The 17680-nt window shown below is 74.2% G+C and carries 17 protein-coding genes; 6 read left to right on the top strand and 11 right to left on the bottom strand.

Features of this window, described 5'->3' with window-relative positions; all coding sequences use genetic code 11:
* Positions 1-59: 59 nt before the first annotated feature.
* Positions 60-3119 (bottom strand): glycoside hydrolase family 38 C-terminal domain-containing protein, encoded by a 3060-nt coding sequence (locus AB0I29_RS19325; protein WP_357484497.1) that lies wholly within the window; start codon positions 3117-3119, stop codon positions 60-62.
* A 140-nt stretch (positions 3120-3259) separates the two neighbouring features.
* On the opposite strand from AB0I29_RS19325, the gene AB0I29_RS19330 reads away from it, so the two are divergent.
* Genes AB0I29_RS19330 through AB0I29_RS19340 form a run of 3 tightly spaced genes read left to right on the top strand, consistent with a single transcriptional unit; the run spans position 3260 to position 4922 of the window.
* Positions 3260-3637 carry a DUF1844 domain-containing protein gene (locus AB0I29_RS19330; protein WP_285101551.1) on the top strand — a complete coding sequence of 126 codons (378 nt, stop codon included), beginning with the start codon at positions 3260-3262 and terminating at the stop codon, positions 3635-3637.
* Positions 3637-4188, top strand: a complete 552-nt coding sequence (locus AB0I29_RS19335; protein WP_285101549.1) for a hypothetical protein — start codon at positions 3637-3639, stop codon at positions 4186-4188. Before AB0I29_RS19330 ends, AB0I29_RS19335 begins: the two co-directional genes overlap by 1 nt.
* Complete coding sequence (locus AB0I29_RS19340) at positions 4185-4922, top strand: serine protease (protein ID WP_285101547.1); 738 nt, start codon at positions 4185-4187, stop codon at positions 4920-4922. The genes AB0I29_RS19335 and AB0I29_RS19340 overlap by 4 nt, the downstream gene beginning before the upstream one ends.
* Positions 4923-4931: 9 nt before the next feature.
* Here AB0I29_RS19340 and AB0I29_RS19345 read toward each other — a convergent pair whose 3' ends face one another.
* From AB0I29_RS19345 to AB0I29_RS19380, 8 genes are all read right to left on the bottom strand, one after another.
* The gene (locus tag AB0I29_RS19345) at positions 4932-5660 is read right to left on the bottom strand and encodes an SseB family protein (protein WP_285101545.1); all 729 of its coding nucleotides are present in this window, start codon (positions 5658-5660) and stop codon (positions 4932-4934) included.
* On the bottom strand, positions 5657-6394 hold the full coding sequence (gene priA, locus AB0I29_RS19350; RefSeq protein WP_285101543.1) for a bifunctional 1-(5-phosphoribosyl)-5-((5-phosphoribosylamino)methylideneamino)imidazole-4-carboxamide isomerase/phosphoribosylanthranilate isomerase PriA: 738 nt from the start codon (positions 6392-6394) through the stop codon (positions 5657-5659). The genes AB0I29_RS19345 and priA overlap by 4 nt, the downstream gene beginning before the upstream one ends.
* 91 nt (positions 6395-6485) lie before the next feature.
* Positions 6486-7130: an imidazole glycerol phosphate synthase subunit HisH gene (hisH, locus tag AB0I29_RS19355; protein ID WP_285101541.1), complete on the bottom strand. Its 645-nt coding sequence runs from the start codon at positions 7128-7130 to the stop codon at positions 6486-6488.
* Between the two features lie 2 nt (positions 7131-7132).
* Entirely contained in the window at positions 7133-7735 is a 603-nt protein-coding gene (locus tag AB0I29_RS19360; protein WP_357484505.1) for a hypothetical protein, read from the bottom strand.
* A 5-nt stretch (positions 7736-7740) separates the two neighbouring features.
* On the bottom strand, positions 7741-8340 hold the full coding sequence (gene hisB, locus AB0I29_RS19365; RefSeq protein ID WP_285101537.1) for an imidazoleglycerol-phosphate dehydratase HisB: 600 nt from the start codon (positions 8338-8340) through the stop codon (positions 7741-7743).
* Positions 8337-9530: a histidinol-phosphate transaminase gene (locus AB0I29_RS19370; protein WP_357484650.1), complete on the bottom strand. Its 1194-nt coding sequence runs from the start codon at positions 9528-9530 to the stop codon at positions 8337-8339. The genes hisB and AB0I29_RS19370 overlap by 4 nt, the downstream gene beginning before the upstream one ends.
* A gap of 124 nt (positions 9531-9654) precedes the next feature.
* Positions 9655-12174, bottom strand: coding sequence for a RecQ family ATP-dependent DNA helicase (locus AB0I29_RS19375; RefSeq protein ID WP_357484508.1), 2520 nt, complete (start codon positions 12172-12174; stop codon positions 9655-9657).
* 85 nt (positions 12175-12259) lie between these two features.
* Positions 12260-13132 carry a helix-turn-helix transcriptional regulator gene (locus AB0I29_RS19380; RefSeq protein WP_357484511.1) on the bottom strand — a complete coding sequence of 291 codons (873 nt, stop codon included), beginning with the start codon at positions 13130-13132 and terminating at the stop codon, positions 12260-12262.
* A gap of 102 nt (positions 13133-13234) precedes the next feature.
* On the opposite strand from AB0I29_RS19380, the gene AB0I29_RS19385 reads away from it, so the two are divergent.
* Positions 13235-14104, top strand: coding sequence for an oxidoreductase (locus tag AB0I29_RS19385; protein ID WP_357484514.1), 870 nt, complete (start codon positions 13235-13237; stop codon positions 14102-14104).
* A 101-nt stretch (positions 14105-14205) separates the two neighbouring features.
* On the opposite strand, the gene AB0I29_RS19390 is transcribed toward AB0I29_RS19385, so the two are convergent.
* Complete coding sequence (locus AB0I29_RS19390) at positions 14206-15519, bottom strand: glycosyl hydrolase family 18 protein (RefSeq protein WP_357484517.1); 1314 nt, start codon at positions 15517-15519, stop codon at positions 14206-14208.
* A gap of 143 nt (positions 15520-15662) precedes the next feature.
* On the opposite strand from AB0I29_RS19390, the gene AB0I29_RS19395 reads away from it, so the two are divergent.
* Positions 15663-16067: a PPOX class F420-dependent oxidoreductase gene (locus AB0I29_RS19395; protein ID WP_285101528.1), complete on the top strand. Its 405-nt coding sequence runs from the start codon at positions 15663-15665 to the stop codon at positions 16065-16067.
* 3 nt (positions 16068-16070) lie between these two features.
* Here AB0I29_RS19395 and AB0I29_RS19400 read toward each other — a convergent pair whose 3' ends face one another.
* Complete coding sequence (locus AB0I29_RS19400; RefSeq protein ID WP_357484521.1) at positions 16071-16310, bottom strand: RNA-binding S4 domain-containing protein; 240 nt, start codon at positions 16308-16310, stop codon at positions 16071-16073.
* A 39-nt stretch (positions 16311-16349) separates the two neighbouring features.
* Here AB0I29_RS19400 and hisD point away from each other — a divergent pair, with 39 nt between their 5' ends.
* Positions 16350-17675: a histidinol dehydrogenase gene (hisD, locus tag AB0I29_RS19405; protein WP_357484524.1), complete on the top strand. Its 1326-nt coding sequence runs from the start codon at positions 16350-16352 to the stop codon at positions 17673-17675.
* Positions 17676-17680: the final 5 nt, after the last annotated feature.

The following is a 17680-nucleotide window of genomic DNA, read 5'->3' on the forward strand; positions in this document are numbered from 1 at the left end:
CCCCGGCGGACCGGGCCCGCAGCTCACCCGGGTGAACTGCGGGTCCGGCCACGCGGGCGCTACGCCAGGGCGAAGCGCAGCGTGCGCACCTCGAACGGGCTCAGCTCGACCGTCACGGTGCCGTCCGCCGTGACGTCGACCGCGCCGCCGTCGACGTCGTCCTCGAGGAGGCTGACGGTCCGGGCCCCGCTCACCGGCGCCGCCACCGTCACGGCGCCCGACGCGCGGCGGCCGTGCGCCTCGTAGACGCGCACCACGAGGTCGCCCGACCGGTCGTCGGCGAGCTTGACCGCCGACAGCGTCACGCCACCGGCCACGCCGACCAGCGGCTCGAAGCCGGCCGCCCCGCGCAGCTCACGCGGCCGCGCGCCGAACGTCGCGCCGGCCTCGGTCGCCACGGCGGTATCCGCGCCGACGACCAGGCCGTACCGGTGCGTCTGCAGGCCCTGGTCGGTCTCCGGGTCGGGGAACCGCGGCGCGCGCAGCAGCGACAGCCGCACGGTCGTCGTCACCTCCGGCACGCCCGGCGCGGGCGCCACGCCCTGCTCGGACACCTCGCGCGTCACGTCGTAGGCGTAGGACGAGTCGTTGACGAGCCCGACGCCGAAGCCCGGCTCCTCGGCCAGCAGCCACTTGTGCATCGACGTCTCGAACTTGGCGGCCTCCCAGCTCGTGTTGGTGTGCGTGACCCGCTTGTGGAAGCCGAACTGGGTCTCGGCCGCCACGTGCTCGGCCCGCACGTCGAGCGGGAAGGCGACCTTGAGGAACTTCTCGGTCTCGTGCCAGTCGGTCCGCAGGTCCACCTCGAGGGTGCGGCTGCCCGGCGCGAGCGTGATCACCTGGTCCAGGCTGGACGCCGAGAACTGCCGGTGCACCGTCACGACGGCCACGCCGTCCTCCACGGTGCCGGTCACCTTCTCGGCCTCGCGCAGGTCGGTCACCGAGTTGCGGTAGAACCGGTCCACGTCCCAGGCGTCCCACTTGTTCGGGAAGTCCTGGTGGAGCTGGAGCACGTTCGCCTCGCGGCCAGGCGCCACCGCCTCGCGGCCGGAGGCCAGGTCGACGGCGGACGTCACGTGGCCGGCGGCGTCCAGCGTGACCCGGACCTGCTCGTTGGCCAGCACGTACCCGCCGTCGGGCAGCTCCTCCAGGGTGCTCGGCGCCGCGGCCGGGGCGGACGCCGGGGCCACGCCGAGGGCCGGCACGCCCGCCTGCGCGAACACCGCGGGGTTGGCCCGCAGGGCCACCTCGCCGTCGCCGACCAGGGTCCGCAGGGAGCGCTCGATGATCGCCTGCGCGCCCTCCGTGATCGCCGCGTGCTGCGCCACGGCCTCGCGGTGCACCCAGGCGATGGACGTGCCCGGCAGGATGTCGTGGAACTGGAGCAGCAGGACCTGCTGCCACAGCGAGTCGAGCTCGTTGTAGGGGTAGTCCGCCCCGGTCCGGGCCGACGCCGTGGCCGCCCAGGCCTCGGCCTCGACCAGGAGCTGCTCGTTGCGGCGGTTGCCCTGCTTGGTCCGGTGCTGCGAGGTCAGCGTCGCCCGGTGCAGCTCCAGGTAGAGCTCGCCCACCCAGACAGCGCTGTCATCCGTCCCGGACGCGACCAGCTCCTCGCGGGCGCGCTCGAAGAACGCGTCCGGGTGCTCCCAGCGCACCTTCGCGCTGCCCTCGAGGCTCGCGAGCCGCTTGGCCCGGCCCGTCATCTCGCGGGTGGTGCCGCCACCGCCGTCGCCGTAGCCGACGGGCGCGATCGAGCCCGTGGCGCGCCGCGACTCGCGGAACTGGCGGGTCGCCTTGGCCAGCTCCTCGCCCGAGAGCTGCGAGTTGTAGGTGTCCATCGGCGGGAAGTGCGTCAGCACGCGCGAGCCGTCGATGCCCTCCCACCAGAACGTGTGGTGCGGGAAGACGTTGACCTGGTTCCAGGAGATCTTCTGCGTGAAGAACCAGTCGAACCCGGCGCGGCGCACGAGCTGCGGCAGGGCCGGCGAGTAACCGAACGAGTCCGGCAGCCACACGCCGTGCGACCGCTGCCCGAACTCCCGCTCGAAGAAGCGCTGCCCCTGCGAGAACTGGCGCACCAGCGCCTCGCCCGACGGCATCACCGTGTCGGACTCGACCCACATGCCGCCCAGCGGCAGGAACCGTCCGGAGGCGACGGCCTCCTTGACCCGGGTCCACACCTCGGGCCGGTGCTCCTTGACCCACGCGTACTGCTGCGCGGACGACATGCCGTACACGAAGTCGTCGGTGCGGCCGATGAGGTCGGCCATGGACGACGTCGTGCGCGCGACCTTGCGGATCGTCTCCCGCACGGGCCACAGCCAGGCCGAGTCGATGTGGGCGTGGCCGACGGCGGAGATCTCGTGGGCGCTGTGCTCGGCCGGGCTGGCCAGCACGTCCGCGAGCGCCGCCCGGGCCGCGGCGGCGGTCTCGGGGATGCGCTGCAGGTCGAGCACGTCGAGGGCGTCGTCGAGGGCCTGGAGCACGCGCATGCGACGCGGGCCGGTGGGCAGCTCGGCCTGCAGCTCGAGCAGCACCTCGACGTCGAGGGCGAGGTCGTGCACCTCGGACTCGAAGATCGCCAGGTCGATGCGCCGGGTCGTGTACAGGGGGTGCGGGGACGAGGTGGCGGTGTCGCCCTCCGTCGTCCGCTCGAAGACGTTGTGCCCCAGCAGCACGGGGTTGGACGCGGCCTCCAGGTAGAGCTCGACCCGCTCGCCGCCGGCCGCGGCGTCGGCCACGGGCACGTGCTGGTTGCGGGGGTTGATCGACTTCACCGGGCTGCCGTCCGGCGTGTAGACCAGCGCCTCGGCCTGGAACCCGGTCCGGTCGACGTCGAAGCCGAGGTCCACCACGGCCTCGACGGTGCGCCCGGCCCACTCGGCGGGCACGGTGCCCGTCAGCCGGAACCAGGTGGTGCCCCAGGCGGGGCCCCACGGGGTGCCCACCTCGTACGGCTGCATCGCGAGGGCCAGACCCTCGGCCGGCGGGATCGGCTCCCCCGGCAGGGCGTGCCACTCGACCTCGAGCGGGACCGACGTCTCGTGGACCGCGGGCCAGATCCGTTCGGTCAGCACCCGGTGCGCGCGCCCGGTGGTCAGTGTGATGTCGTCGTGCATCGAAAGGGCCTCCCCTGTTTCACCGTTGAACGCACGCAGGCTAACCCAGACTCGCGCCGTCGTTCGGAGGACGTTCGGCAGGCGTCGGGAGGGCGCCCGGTGGGCGTCCGCACCCCCGGGGGGATGAAAGGATGGTGCCCATGAGCACGAGCGACGAGACACCCACCGGCATCGAGGCCCCGGTGGGCCCTGACCAGGCCACGCGGGACATCGCGGAGGTCGCCGCGGTCGAGGTCATCACGACGGCCGCCGTCCACCTGATGAGCGCCGCGGCGGTCAAGTGCGGCCTGGCCGAGGGCGACGACGCCGAGGAGCTCAAGGACCTGGACGAGGCGCGCAAGCTGATCACGGCGCTGGCCGCGCTGGTGGTCGCGAGCGCTCCCGACATCGGCAACCAGCACGCCCGCTCGCTGCGCGACGGCCTGCGCAGCCTCCAGCTCGCGTTCCGGGAGGCGTCGGTGATCCCCGACGCGCCGGGCGAGGGGCCGGGCGAGAAGTACACGGGTTCCGTCGTCTGATGACCGAGGCTCCCGTCGTGGCGGCGCCTGAACCGGAGCGGGCGCCCCGGCGCCGTCGGGGTGGTTCTCGTGTGCTCGCCATCGTGCTGGTGGCGACGATCGCCGTCGGCGCCTACCTGTGGCTCACGACCGTCCGCTGGCAGCGCACGGCCACCGAGTGGGAGACCAAGGCGCACGGCTACGCCGACGAGGTCGCCTCGCTGCGGCTGCAGCTCGACGGCGCGAACGCCGAGCTGAAGGCCGCCCGGGACCAGCTCTCGACCGCGACGTCGCGCATCACGGACCTCGCGAACGAGAAGGCGCAGCTCGGTGACGAGAACGTCGCCTCGCAGCAGTACCTCGACTACCAGACGCAGGTCAGCGCGGCCGCCGCCACGGTGGCCTCGGCGCTGGGGCAGTGCGTGTCGGGCCAGGAGCAGCTCGTCGGCTACCTCAAGGAGGCCGACCAGTACGAGCCCGCGGACCTGGCCCGCTACGAGCGGGAGGTCAACGCGCTGTGCGCCGACGCGGAGGACGCCAACGAGGCCCTGCAGCGGGAGCTGCGCCAGTGAGGTGGAGCGCCCGTTCGCGCGCCGTCCTCGCGGGCCTCGTCCTGACCGGGACGCTGGGCGGCTGCGGGGTGCTGCCGCCCCTGCCGGACCCGGTGCCCGGCGACATCGTGCCGTCCACGCCGGTGGACCTGTCCCCCGCGGCCGGCGGCGACGCGCTGAGCCCGGACGGGTTCGACGCCGTCGAGCGGATGGCCGTCCGCATCCGCAACGTGGGCTGCGAGGAGCTGTCGACCGGTTCGGGCTTCGCGATCGACGAGCACACGCTGATCACCAACAAGCACGTGGTCGCGGACTCGAAGGACCTCGAGGTCAGCACCTACGACGGGCACGACATCACCGTCGGGGCCACCTCGACCGCCGGCCTCGCGGACCTCGCGGTGGTCCGCACGACCGACCCGCTGCCGTCGCACCCGGAGCTCGCTCAGGCCGACCCGGAGCGCGGCGACCCCGTCACCGTGGTGGGCTACCCCGCGGGCGGCGAGCTCACCGTCACGGAGGGCGAGGTCATGGGCACCACCCGGGACCCGCTGAACGCCAACCTGGGCGAGGTGCTCCTCACGGACGCCCCCGTCGAGCCCGGGTCGTCCGGGTCGGCCGCGCTGGACGACCAGGGCCGGGTGATCGGCGTCGTCTACGCCAAGACGGCGGACGACAACAGCCTGCTGGTGCCGCTGTCGACGCTCCAGGACATGCTGGCCGACGACACGGCGTTCACGCCGGCCAAGGGCTGCTGAGCGGAGGGCTCAGCGGGCCGCGCCGATGCGGAGCTCCAGGGAGTCCACGCGCGCGGAGATCACCTCGGACGCCGCCAGGCGGGCGTTGACCTGTCCCAGCACCGCGTCCAGCCCGGCCCGGTCCAGGCCCGGGTCCAGGGCGAGCACCACCGCGACCTCGGCCTTGCGGCCGGGCTCGGCGTGCACCCGCACCACGTGCTGCACGGGGGCAGCGGCGACCACCACCTCGGCCGCGACCTCGGGGTCGACGGCGAGCCCGTCCTCGTGCGGCACCAGGGCCGGCCGCCAGGGCTGCCCCTGTGCCAGCGCCCACACGGCCGGGCGCGGGACCAGCGCCGTCGCGGGCCCGGCGGGGTCCACGACGACCAGCGCCCAGTTCTCGTTCACCGCCGACAGGGCGGCGCGGGTCGCCTCGACCGGGACCGGCCGGGCGTCGGCGCGCCACGCCTGCATGGTCGCCACGGAGGTGAACACCGGCAGGGCGCGGCGGCCGTCCGGGGCCTCCAGGGCGACGACGCCGGAGGACGCCTCCTTGTCGACGGTCAGCCCGTCCGGGTTCTGCTCGACGGCGCCGGCCTCGGCCAGCACCGGCACGAGCACGCGGGTCTCGGCCAGCCGGGCGACGACGTCGCGCAGCGGGACCGTCCCGGTCGAGTGGCCCTCCAGCAGGCGGGTCAGCTCGGCGTCGGCCGAGCCGTCGTCGCCCGCGAACTGGCTGGACGGCTGGATGGACTTCACTCGGCGGCTCCCGGCCGCCCGGCGACGTCGAGCGCCTCGGGGAGCGTGAAGGCGCCCGCGTACAGGGCCTTGCCGACCACGGCGCCCTCGATGGTGCCCAGGGCGCGCAGCGCCCGCAGGTCGTCGAGCGAGGAGATGCCGCCCGAGGCGACGACGTGCGCGGAGGTGCGCGCGGCGACGTCGGACAGCAGGTCGACGTTGGGGCCGCGCAGCGTGCCGTCCTTGGTCACGTCGGTGACCACGTAGCGGGCGCAGCCGGCCTCGTCGAGGCGGCCGAGGACCTCCCAGAGGTCGCCGCCCTCCTTGGTCCAGCCGCGCGCGGCGAGCGTGGTGCCCCGCACGTCGAGGCCGACGGCGACGCGGTCGCCGTGCTCGGCGATGACCTTGGCCGTCCAGGCCGGGTCCTCCAGGGCGGCGGTGCCGAGGTTGACGCGGCGGGCGCCGGTGGCCAGGGCGCGCTCCAGCGACTCGTCGTCGCGGATGCCGCCCGACAGCTCGACCTGCACGTCCAGCTCACCGACCACGCGCGCGAGCAGCTCGGCGTTGGACCCACGCCCGAAGGCCGCGTCGAGGTCCACGAGGTGCACCCACTCGGCGCCGCCGGACTGCCAGTCCAGCGCGGCGGTCAGCGGGTCCCCGTACGAGGTCTCCGAGCCGGCCTCCCCCTGGACGAGGCGGACGGCCTGGCCGTCGGCCACGTCGACGGCGGGCAGCAGCACGAGTCGGTCGGTCATGTCTCTCCAAGTCTGAGTTTCTGTCTGCGTCGAGTGCTGGACATTCGCCCTTCCGGGACGCCCTGGAGGGCGAACATCCAGCACTCAACGGTCAAGCGAGGGTGGTGAGCCAGTTCTCCAGGAGCTGGGCTCCCGCGTCGCCGGACTTCTCGGGGTGGAACTGGGTCGCCGCCAGCGGGCCGTCCTCGACCGCCGCGACGAACCGGCCGCCGTGGTCCGCCCAGGTGACCTTCGGCGGCGAGAAGACGCCCACCGCGTTCTCGTCGTGACCCTTGGTGAACGTCTGGGCGGCGTACGAGTGCACGAAGTAGAAGCGCTCGTCGGCGATCCCGGCGAAGAGGGCCGAGCCCCCCGGCGCCTCGACCGGCGACCAGCCCATGTGGGGCACCACGTCGGCGTGCAGCCGCTCGACGACGCCGGGCCACTCGCCGATGCCGTCGGTGCGCTCGCCGTGCTCCACCCCGGCGTCGAACATGACCTGCATGCCCACGCAGATGCCCAGGACGGGGCGGTTGCCGGCCAGCCGCCGGCCCACGACCTCGTGGCCGCGCACCGCCGTGAGGCCGGCCATGCACGCGGCGAACGCGCCGACGCCGGGCACGACCAGGCCGTCCGCGTCCTGCGCGAGGGCCCGGTCGGCGGTGAGCGTCACGTCGGCGCCCACCCGCTCCAGGGCCCGGACGGCGGACCGGACGTTGCCGAAGCCGTAGTCGAGGACGACGACGCGCGCGCCCACGGTCAGACCCCGTCCTTGCTGTCCGGGCCCGTCTCGCCCTTGCCCATGCTCTTGCGGGCCTTGCGCGCGGCGGAGGTCAGCATCCGCATCGCCTTGAACTTGCTGATCGAGTCCGAGCCGACCACGCCGTCGACGTCGGCCACCGCCGTGGCGCCGGTCAGCAGGTCGACGACGTTCTCGGGCGCGCCGCCCAGCACGAGGCCCGGCGCGAGCTCGTCGCCGCGGACGCCGTCGGCGAACCGCACGGCCGTCATCTGCTCGCCGGTGCGCGTGACCAGGACGAGCGGGACGCCCCGCACGAGCTGGGAGATCGCCGCGGCGGCCCGCTCGGGCGCGTCGCCCGACCGGTCGCGCAGGACGCCGACCGCGCCGACCGGGGTCGGCACCGCGTCCAGGTCGAGCTGGGCCAGGGAGCTGGCCGCCGCCAGCGGCTCGGCGCCGGCGATCTGGGTGATGATCGCGGCGAACTCGGGCTCGCCGGTGCCGGTCAGGGAGGACAGGTCGTCGGGGATCTCGAGGTTCTCAAGGTCGAAGTCGGGCAGGTCGTCGCCGGCCGGCGTGCTGCTGTCGGACCCGTCGTTCGCGGGCCTGGGGCTGTCGGACATGGCTGCTAGAGCGCACCCTTCGTGGACGGGATGCCGTCGACCCGGGGGTCGACGGCCACGGCGGCGCGCAGCGCACGCGCCAGCGCCTTGAACTGAGCTTCGACGATGTGGTGGGGGTCGCGTCCGGACAGCACCCGCACGTGCAGGCAGATGCCCGCGTGGTGCGCGATGGACTCCAGCACGTGCCGCGTCAGCGACCCCGTGAAGTGACCGCCGATGAGGTGGTACTCCTGGCCCGCGGGCTCGCCCTCGTGGACCAGGTACGGCCGGCCCGACACGTCCACGACCGCCTGGGCGAGCGCCTCGTCGAGCGGCACGAGCGCGTCGCCGAACCGGGATATGCCGGCCTTGTCGCCGAGGGCCAGGCGCAGCGCCTCGCCGATGCTGATCGCGACGTCCTCGACCGTGTGGTGGGCGTCGATGTGGGTGTCGCCGGTCGCCTGCACGGTGAGGTCGATCAGCGAGTGCTTGCCGAGCGCCGTGAGCATGTGGTCGTAGAACGGCACGCTCGTGCTGATCTCGGTACGCCCGGTGCCGTCGAGGTCGAGCTCGACCAGCACCTTCGACTCGGACGTGGCGCGTTCCACGCGGGCTGTCCTGCTCATGCCTGTTCCTCCCCCTGCTCCCGCAGTACCTCGGTGAGCGCCGCGCGGAACGCGGCCATCTCGGCGGACGTGCCGATCGACACCCGCAGCCAGCCGTCCGGGCCGGTCTCGCGGATCAGGACCCCGCGGTCCAGCAGACCCTGCCACACGGCGTGCCGGTCGCCGAACGTACCGAACAGCACGAAGTTGGCGTCGGTGTCCGCGACGTCGAACGGGAGGCCGTCGGGGAGCCTCTGCTCGCGCAGCCAGGCGACCGTGGCGTCCCGCTCGGCGCGCAGCGTGGCGACCTGCGCCATCAGCGACTCGCGGTGGCGCAGCGCGGCCCCTGCCGCGGCCTGCGTGATGGCGCTCAGGTGGTACGGGAGGCGCACGATCCGCAGGGCGTTCACGAAGTCGGGCGACGCGACCAGGTAGCCGAGCCGCGCACCGGCCGCGGCGAACGCCTTGGACATCGTGCGCGAGACGGCCAGGTTCGGGTACCGCTCCAGCAGCGCGACCGCCGACGGCGTGCCGGGGCGCCGGAACTCCGCGTACGCCTCGTCGACCACGACGACCGGGCGGGCGCCGTCCAGGTCGACGCCGAGCGCCGCCTCGCAGACCGCCTCGATGGTTGCGGTGGGCAGCGCCGTGCCGGTCGGGTTGTTCGGGCTGGCCAGCAGTATCACCGAGGGGCGGACCTCGCGGATCGTCGCGGCGGCGTGCGCCGGGTCGAGCGTGAAGTCGTCCTCGCGGCGGCCGACCACCCAGGTGGTGTGCGTGTCCCGCGCGTACTCCGGGTACATCGAGTACGTGGGCGCGAACGACAGCGCGGTGCGGCCCGGGCCGCCGAAGGCCTGCAGCACGTGCAGCATGACCTCGTTGGACCCGTTCGCCGCCCAGACGTCGCAGTGGTCGAGGCGCACCCCCGTCTCCAGGGTGAGGTAGTCCGCCAGGTCCTGGCGCAGGACCGCGGCGTCCCGGTCCGGGTAGCGGTTCATGCCGCGGGCGGCGCGAGCCACGTCCTCGGCGATGGTCGCGACCACGTCCTCGCTGGGCGGGTACGGGTTCTCGTTGACGTTCAGCAGCACCGGGACGTCGAGCTGCGGCGCGCCGTACGGCTCCTCGTCCGCCAGCTCGGGGCGCAGCGGCAGCCGCACCGAGGACGCCGTGGCGCTGCCCCCCGCGCCCTGCTGGTCGACGGTGTTGGTCATCACCGCACCAGTCTACGAACCGCGCGACGCGGACCCGGCACCCGTCCGCCCACCGGGCGGGTGGCGATGGTCACCCGCCCCGGAGGAACGGCTGCCGCCACCCGCCCCGGAGGGACGACGTCCGTCATCGCACGCCCAGCACGAACGGGTACACCGCCGCCGCGCCGGCCTGGCGCAGCAGGCGGGACGCGACCGTGAGGGTCCAGCCCGAGTCGGTGTAGTCGTCCACGAGCAGCACGGACCGGCCCGGCAGACCCCGCAGCGCGCCCTCGCCGAGCTGGAGCTGCAGGCGCCGGGCCACACCGGCGAGCCGCATCGCGGAGTTCACGTCGTGCCGGCCGGGCTCCTCCTGCCCCGCGACCGGGCCGACCGCACCGATCATCGGCACACCCAGGTACTTGGCCAGCCCGGTGGCCAGGTGGAAGGAGAGCTGAGGCCGGCGGACCGAGCGGACCGCCACGACGGCCTCGATCACGAGCGGACCGGGCTCGGCCCCGCCCGGGACGTCGCCGCCGTCGGCCTCGCCCGCCGCCTCGCCGTTCTCCACCGGCCGCAGCGCGGGCCACTCGTCCAGCACCCGGGCGGCGGCGCGGCGCAGCGGCACGGGCAGCTCGCCGTCGGTCGCGTTGGGGGCGAGCAGGTCGCGCAGCGGACCGGACCAGCCGAGGCCGTCGAGCCGGGCGACGGCCCGGCCCGGCTCGGCCAGCTCGGCGGGCGCGATCTTGCCCTTGAGGTCCAGGCCGATCGAGGCCAGGCCCGTGGGCCACATCTTGCGGGGCTCGACCTCCATGCCCGGACGGTCCATCTCGGCCCGCGCGGCGGCGACGGCCTCGGCGTCGGGTGCCTCGGGCAGCGCCATGGTGCCGCAGCGGTCGCAGCGGCCGCACTCCCAGCCCGGCGTCAGGTCGGGGTCGTCGAGCTGGGCGCGCAGGTAGGCCATGCGGCAGCCCGGGGTGTTCACGTAGTCGACCATCGCCTGCTGCTCGGCGGCTCGGGTCGCCGCGACGCGCGCGTACCGCTCGGCGTCGTACGACCAGGGTTGCCCGGTGGCCTCCCAGCCGCCGCGCACCCGCCGGACGGCGCCGTCGACGTCGAGCACCTTGAGCATGGTCTCCAGGCGGGAGCGGCGCAGGTCCACCTGCGTCTCCAGCACGGCCGTGGACATGGTGCCGCCGCCCGCCAGGGCGTCGAGCGTGGCCCGCACCTGCCCCTCGGCGGGGAACGCCTGCTCGCCGAACCACTCCCAGATCGCCTTGTCCTCGGTGCCGGGCAGCAGCACCACCAGCGCCTGGTCGACGCCGCGGCCCGCGCGGCCCACCTGCTGGTAGTACGCGATGGGCGACGACGGCGCACCCAGGTGTACCACGAACGCCAGGTCCGGCTTGTCGAAGCCCATGCCCAGCGCGGACGTCGCGACCAGCGCCTTGACGTCGTCGTTCTTGAGGTCGGCCTCGAGCTGCTCACGCTGCGCCGGCTCGGTGCGGCCCGTATACGCGGCCACCGCCAGGCCGTAGCCGCGCAGCTGCTCGGCCACCTGCTCCGCGGCCGAGACCGTGAGGCAGTAGACGATGCCGGACCCCTCGATGTCCTGGAGCGCCTCGGCCAGCCAGGCCACCCGGGTGGGCTGGTCGCCGAGCTCCAGCACCGCCAGGTGCAGCGACTCCCGGTCGAGCCCGCCCCGGAGCACCAGCACGTCCTCACCGGCCGCCGCCTCGCCGTGCACGGCGAGCTGCTCGGCCACGTCGGCCGTGACTCGCTCGTTCGCGGTCGCCGTGGTGGCCAGCACCGGGATGCCCGCCGGCAGGTCGGCCAGGAGCGTGCGGATCCGGCGGTAGTCGGGGCGGAAGTCGTGGCCCCAGTCCGAGATGCAGTGCGCCTCGTCGATGACCACCAGGCCGGCGTCGGCCGCCAGGCGCGGCAGCACCTCGTCGCGGAAGCCGGGGTTGTTCAGGCGCTCGGGCGAGCACAGCAGCACGTCGACCTCGCCGCGCGCGATCGACGCGTGCACCTCGTCCCACTCGGTCATGTTGGCCGAGTTGATCGTCACGGCCCGGATGCCCGCGCGCGAGGCGGCGGCGATCTGGTCCCGCATGAGCGCCAGCAGCGGCGAGACGATCACGGTGGGGCCGGCGCCCCGGGCCCGCAGCAGGCGGGTCGCCACGAAGTACACGGCCGACTTGCCCCACCCGGTGCGCTGCACCACGAGCGCTCGCCGGTGGAACGCCGCGAGCGCCTCGATCGCCGTCCACTGGTCGTCGCGCAGCCGCGCGTCGTCCCGCCCGACCAGCTCCCGCAGCGCGGCCTCGGCCTCCTCGCGCAGCGAGGCGCCGGGTGACGCGGCCGGTACCGGGCGGGCGGGCGGTGCGGCCTCCGCAGGTTCTGCCTCGTCCTCGACCGGTGCCCCCGCGCCGGCCTCCGGCGCGTCCGCCTCCGGCTCGGCAGGCGGCCACCTGCGGACCGGTGCCGCGGCCGCGACGCCACCCTCGGGCAGCAGGCCGCGCAGCATCTGCAGCTTCGCCGCCTGCGCCTCCGGGGTGTTGCGTGCCGACGGCGGCAGCGCCGGGTCACCGACGTCGGTCAGGAGGGCGTCGTCGGGCGGCTCCTCCATGGCGAAGGGGAGGTCTGCGAAGGGGTCCTTGGTCACGTCATCGATCCTAGGAGCAGCCACCGACACCGCGAGCCGGTTATCCACAGCCGACGCGCTTGGCACACTGTTCTCCGGCGATTCCCTACGCCGTCTCGGCGCGCGCTGCCGCGGCGTCGTCAGGTACGACCGCCTCCCCGGACGACGCGGCCAGCGACGCGAGCAGCGCCAGCCGCTCCCCGCTCGGCGAGTCCGGGGCGGCGTGCAGCAGCACGACCATCTGCCGGTCGGTGCCCATGATGGCGAGCTTCTCCATGTCGAGCTCCAGCTCGCCGACCTGCGGGTGCAGCATGCGGGTCTCGTGCGGCGTCCCGAGGTTCACGTCGTGGCGCGCCCACAGGGTGCGGAACCGCTCCGAGGCGAGCGAGAGCTCCCCCACGAGCCGTTCGACCCGCTCGTCGTCGGTGTCCGTGCCGATCGCCTCGCGGAACCGGGCGACGATCTTCGGCGCCACGTCGGGCCAGTCCGGGTGCATCGCCTGCTCGGCGGGGTCGAGGAACAGGTCCCGGAGCCGGTTGTGCCCCACCCGCAGGGTCGGAGAGAGCGCCTGCGCCAGCTCGTTCACCGCGAGCACGTCGAAGTAACGCCCCTCGACGTACCCCGGGATGCCCACCCGGTCCAGGAGCCGCAGCGTCCCGGCGGGCACCACCTCGCGGCGCGGCCGACGGCGCCGCCTCCGCGGCGTGGGCGCCGCCAGGTCGAGCAGGTGCCGCGTGGCCGGCTCGTCCAGGAGCAGCACGCGGGCCAGCGACTCCAGCACCTGCGCCGACGGGTTGCGGTCGCGGCCCTGCTCCAGCCGCAGGTAGTAGTCGGCGCTGATGCCCGCGAGCAGCGCCACCTCCTCGCGGCGCAGGCCCGCCACGCGCCGCACGCCGCCGTCCGGCAGCCCGACGTCGGCGGGCCGCACCAGCTCGCGCCGCGCCCGCAGGTACTCGCTCAGCTGGGTCTCCCTGGTCATGCCCACCACGGTAGGCCGGGCGCCGCGCGCGTGCCTGGTCCCCGTACTCCCAGGATCGCCCGGGCACTGCCTGTCCGCGCCGGGCCGCCGCACCGTGGAGCCATGACCACACAGACGATCCCCGGCGGCACCTTCACGCTCGCCGACCACCTGACCCTCAACCGCGTCGGCTACGGCGCCATGCAGCTCGCCGGCCCCGGGGTCTTCGGCCCGCCCGCCGACCGCGCGGCGGCCGTCGCCGTCCTGCGCGAGGCCGTCGCGCTCGGCGTCAACCACATCGACACCGCCGACTTCTACGGCCCGTACGTGACCAACGAGATCATCCGCGAGGCCCTGCACCCCTACCCCGCCGACGTGCACGTGGTCACCAAGGTGGGCGCGGTGCGCGACGCCGAGGGGCACTGGGTGCTCAGCCGCGAGCCGGACCAGCTCCGGCGGCAGGTCGAGCAGAACCTCGAGCACCTCGGCCTGGACCGCCTCGACGTGGTGAACCTGCGCGTCGGCGGGCTGGAGTCCCCGGAGCCGGGCTCGCTCGCGCCCCAGTTCACCGAGCTGGCGAGGATGCGCGACGAGGGCCTGATCAGCCACCTGGGCGTCAGCACCGTCACGGCGGAACAGGTCGCCGAGGCGCAGACGATCGCGCCGGTCGTGGGCGTACAGAACATGTACAACATCGCCAACCGCTCCGACGACGCGCTGATCGACTCGCTGGCCGCGCAGGGCATCGCCTACGTGCCGTACTTCCCGCTCGGCGGCTTCTCGCCGCTGCAGTCGGCGGAGCTGAACGCCGTGGCGGCCCGGCTGGGCAGCACCCCGGCCGCCGTCGCGCAGGCCTGGCTGCTGCAACGCTCGCCGAATATCCTGCTGATCCCCGGGACGTCCTCGGTGGCCCACCTGCGCGAGAACGTCGCGGCGGCCGGGCTCACCCTGCCCGACGACGAGATCGCCGTGCTGGACGCGATCGGCGTCTGACACCCGCGCGGCGCCCGGACGGCACACGACCGGCACGCGACCGGTACACGAACGGCGCCGGGCGGGCGGACCCGAGGTCCGCCCGCCCGGCGCCGTCGTCCCTACCGGCCCTGCAGGGCCTTGACGTTGTCGGCGAAGGTCCAGCCGCGCGACCCGTCCCAGTTGATGGACCAGGTCATGAGGCCCTTCAGCGCCCCGTTGTACGAGCCGTACGCCTGCGAGACCAGGGACGGCGCCATGTAGCCGCCGCCCGCGCCCTGCTGGGCGGGCAGGCCGGGTACCTGCTTCTCGTACGGCACGCGGATGGTGGTGCCCTGGATGACGAGGCCGTCGTCGAGGCAGTCCGTCTGCGCCTGGAAGCCGGCCACCGTCCCTGCCGCGTACGAGTTGCCGGAGCAGTCGTACATCGAGCCGTTGTAGTACTGCATGTTGAGCCACCAGAGGCGTCCGTTGTCGGCGTACTTCTTGATGATCGGCAGGTACGAGCCCCAGATCGAGCCGTAGGTGACGCTGCCGCCGGTCACGTACGCGGTCTCGGGCGCCATCGTCAGGCCGAAGCCGGCCGGCATCCCGGCGAGCACGCCGTCGATGATCCGGATCAGGTTGGCCTGCGACGTCGAGAGCTGGGTGATGGAGCCGCTGCCCGTCAGGCCCGTCTCGATGTCGATGTCGATGCCGTCGAAGTTGTACTCCCGCAGGATCGGCACGATCGTGGCGACGAACCGGTCCGCCACGGCCTGGGAGGACAGGTCGATCCCGGCGGTGGCGCCGCCGATCGACATCAGGATGGTCAGGCCGGCCTCCTTGGCGGCGCACATCTCCTCGGGGCTGGGCACCTGGACGCCGGAGTCCATGCCGTCCTCCCACAGCACCGTTCCGTCGGAGCGGATCACCGGGAACGCGAGCGTGGCCACGTTGTAGCCGTGCTGCGTGATGCGCGAGTCGGTGATCGGGATCCAGCCGAGGCCGGGGTGCACGCCGTTGCTCGCGCCGTCCCAGTTCTCCCAGTAGCCCTGCAGCACCTTGCCCGACGGGCGCGGGCGCTGGCTGCAGTCCGTCGGCGTCGGCTCGGGGTCCGGGGTCGGGTCCGTGGGGTCGGGCGTCGGGTCGGTCGGGTCGGGGTCGGGCTGCGTGGCGCACGCGCCGTCGTCCGACCAGAGGCTGGGCGTGGTGTCCGGGGTCCAGCCCGCGCCCACGTGCGCCGTGTGCGCCACGAGCGCCGTGTAGGCCCGGCCGCGGTGCGTCACGTGCGCGCCGAGAGCGTAGGAGCTGCCCTCCGCCCAGGCGGACGCCGCGCAGTCGGCGACCGCGGCCTGGGCCACCGGCCCGGCCTGCGCGACGACGACCGGTATGGCGAGTCCGGTGACCAGCAGGGCGGTGACTCCCGCCGCCAGGAACGATGTACGCCGTCTCATGGCACTCCTCAGGACCGTGGTGTGTCGCCGTGGCATTTGTCAGGAACGCTAGCCAAATGCCGGACCTCCGGGAATACGGGGAACCCACACCCCGACCACACGGCGACGCCGGGCACTCACCCGCCCCGACCTAGACTCACGGCGTGATCCGACTCAACCCCGAGCAGCTCGTCTTCGTCACCGAGCGCCACCTCGCGACCCTCACCACCCTGCGCCCCGACGGGACGCCGCACGTGGTCCCGGTGGCCTTCACGTGGGACGCCGACGCCGGGGTCGCGCGCATCACCACCAACCGCGCGTCCTTCAAGGCGCGCCACTCCGCCCCGGGGCCCGACGGCGGGGAGCCCCGCGCCGCCCTGTGCCAGGTCTCCGGCGGCCGGTGGATCACGCTGGAGGGCACCATCGCCGTCAGCGAGGACGAGGCCGAGATCGCCGACGCCGTCGCCCGGTACGCGCGCCGCTACCGCGAGCTGGGACCGAACCCGGAGCGGGTCGTGCTGCGCGTGACGGTCGACAAGGTGATGGCGTCGACGTACATGGCGTCCTGACGCTCAGCCGACCTGCGCGGCCTCCTCGCCGGCAGGCATGAGCACGCTCACCACGTCGCCGCGCACGAGCTGGCGGCCGCGGCGCGTCTCGACCTCGCCGTTGACCCGCACCTCGCCGTCGGCGATCAGGTCGCGGGCCTGGGCGCCGTCCTCGGCGAGGTCGGCGAGCTTGAGGAACTGGCCCAGCCGGATGACGTCGTCGCGGATCGGGACCTCGGGTACTGCGGACTCAGAGTTGGACACGACAGCATTGTCTCCCGCCCGCCGCCATAGACTGGCCGGGTGATCCAACGTATCGACCTCCGCGGCCGGTCCCTGGGCCGCCGCGCCCTCCTCGATGTCCTGCCCCGTGCCGAGGTCGGGGTCGACGAGGCCGTCCAGGTGGTCGAGCCGCTGCTGCGCCAGGTCCGCGAGGGCGGCGCGGCCGCCCTGCGCGAGATCGCGCTGCGGCTTGACGGGATCGCGCCCGAGCACCTGCGGGTCCCCGCGTCCGCGCTGAGCGACGCGCTCGACAGCCTCACGCCGCTGGTCCGGTCCGGCCTGGAGGAGGCCATCCGCCGCGTGCGCCGGGTGCACGCGGAGCAGCTCCCGGCCAACCACGTCACCGAGCTCGCGCCGGGCGCCGTCGTGCGGCAGCGCTGGATCCCCGTGCGGCGGGTCGGCCTGTACGCGCCGGGCGGCCTGGCCGTATACCCGTCGTCGGTGGTGATGAACGTCGTCGCCGCGCAGGAGGCGGGCGTGCCGGGCCTGGCCGTGGCCTCCCCGCCGCAGAAGGACAACGGCGGCCTGCCCCACCCAACCATCCTCGCGGCCTGCGCCCTGCTCGGCGTCGACGAGGTCTACGCCGTGGGCGGCGCGCAGGCGGTCGCGATGTTCGCGTACGGCGCCACGGGCAGCACGGAGCAGGACGGCGAGACCCTGTGCGAGCCCGTGGACGTCATCACCGGCCCCGGCAACGTGTACGTCGCGGCGGCCAAGCGGCTGGTGCGCGGCATCGTCGGGATCGATGCCGAGGCCGGGCCCACGGAGATCGCCGTCCTCGCCGACGGCACCGCCGACGCCGGGCACGTGGCCCTCGACCTCATCAGCCAGGCCGAGCACGACCCGATGGCCGCGTCCGTGCTGGTCACCGACTCCGTGGAGCTCGCCTCCGCGGTCGAGGCGCGGGTCCTGGACCTCGCGTCGGCCACGAAGCACGCCACGCGGGTGGCGCGCGCCCTGGACGGCCCCCAGTCCGCGATCGTCCTGGTGGACGACGTCGACGCGGGGCTCGCCGTGGTGAACGCGTACGGCGCGGAGCACCTGGAGATCCAGACGGCCGACGCCGCCGCCGTGGCCGCGCGGGTGCACAGCGCCGGCGCGATCTTCGTGGGGCCCTGGTCGCCGGTGTCGCTGGGCGACTACATGGCCGGGTCCAACCACGTGCTGCCGACGGGCGGCACCGCGCACTTCGCGAGCGGCCTGGGCGTGCACAGCTTCCTCAAGTCGGTGCAGCAGGTCGAGTACACGCGCGACGCGCTCGAGGAGCTCGCCGACCGCATCGTGGCCGTGGCCAACGACGAGGACCTGCCCGCGCACGGCGAGGCCGTGCGCGGACGGTTCCACTAGCTCGT

It is taken from the genome of Promicromonospora sp. NPDC050262 (assembly GCF_040655935.1).
GTDB lineage: Bacteria > Actinomycetota > Actinomycetes > Actinomycetales > Cellulomonadaceae > Promicromonospora.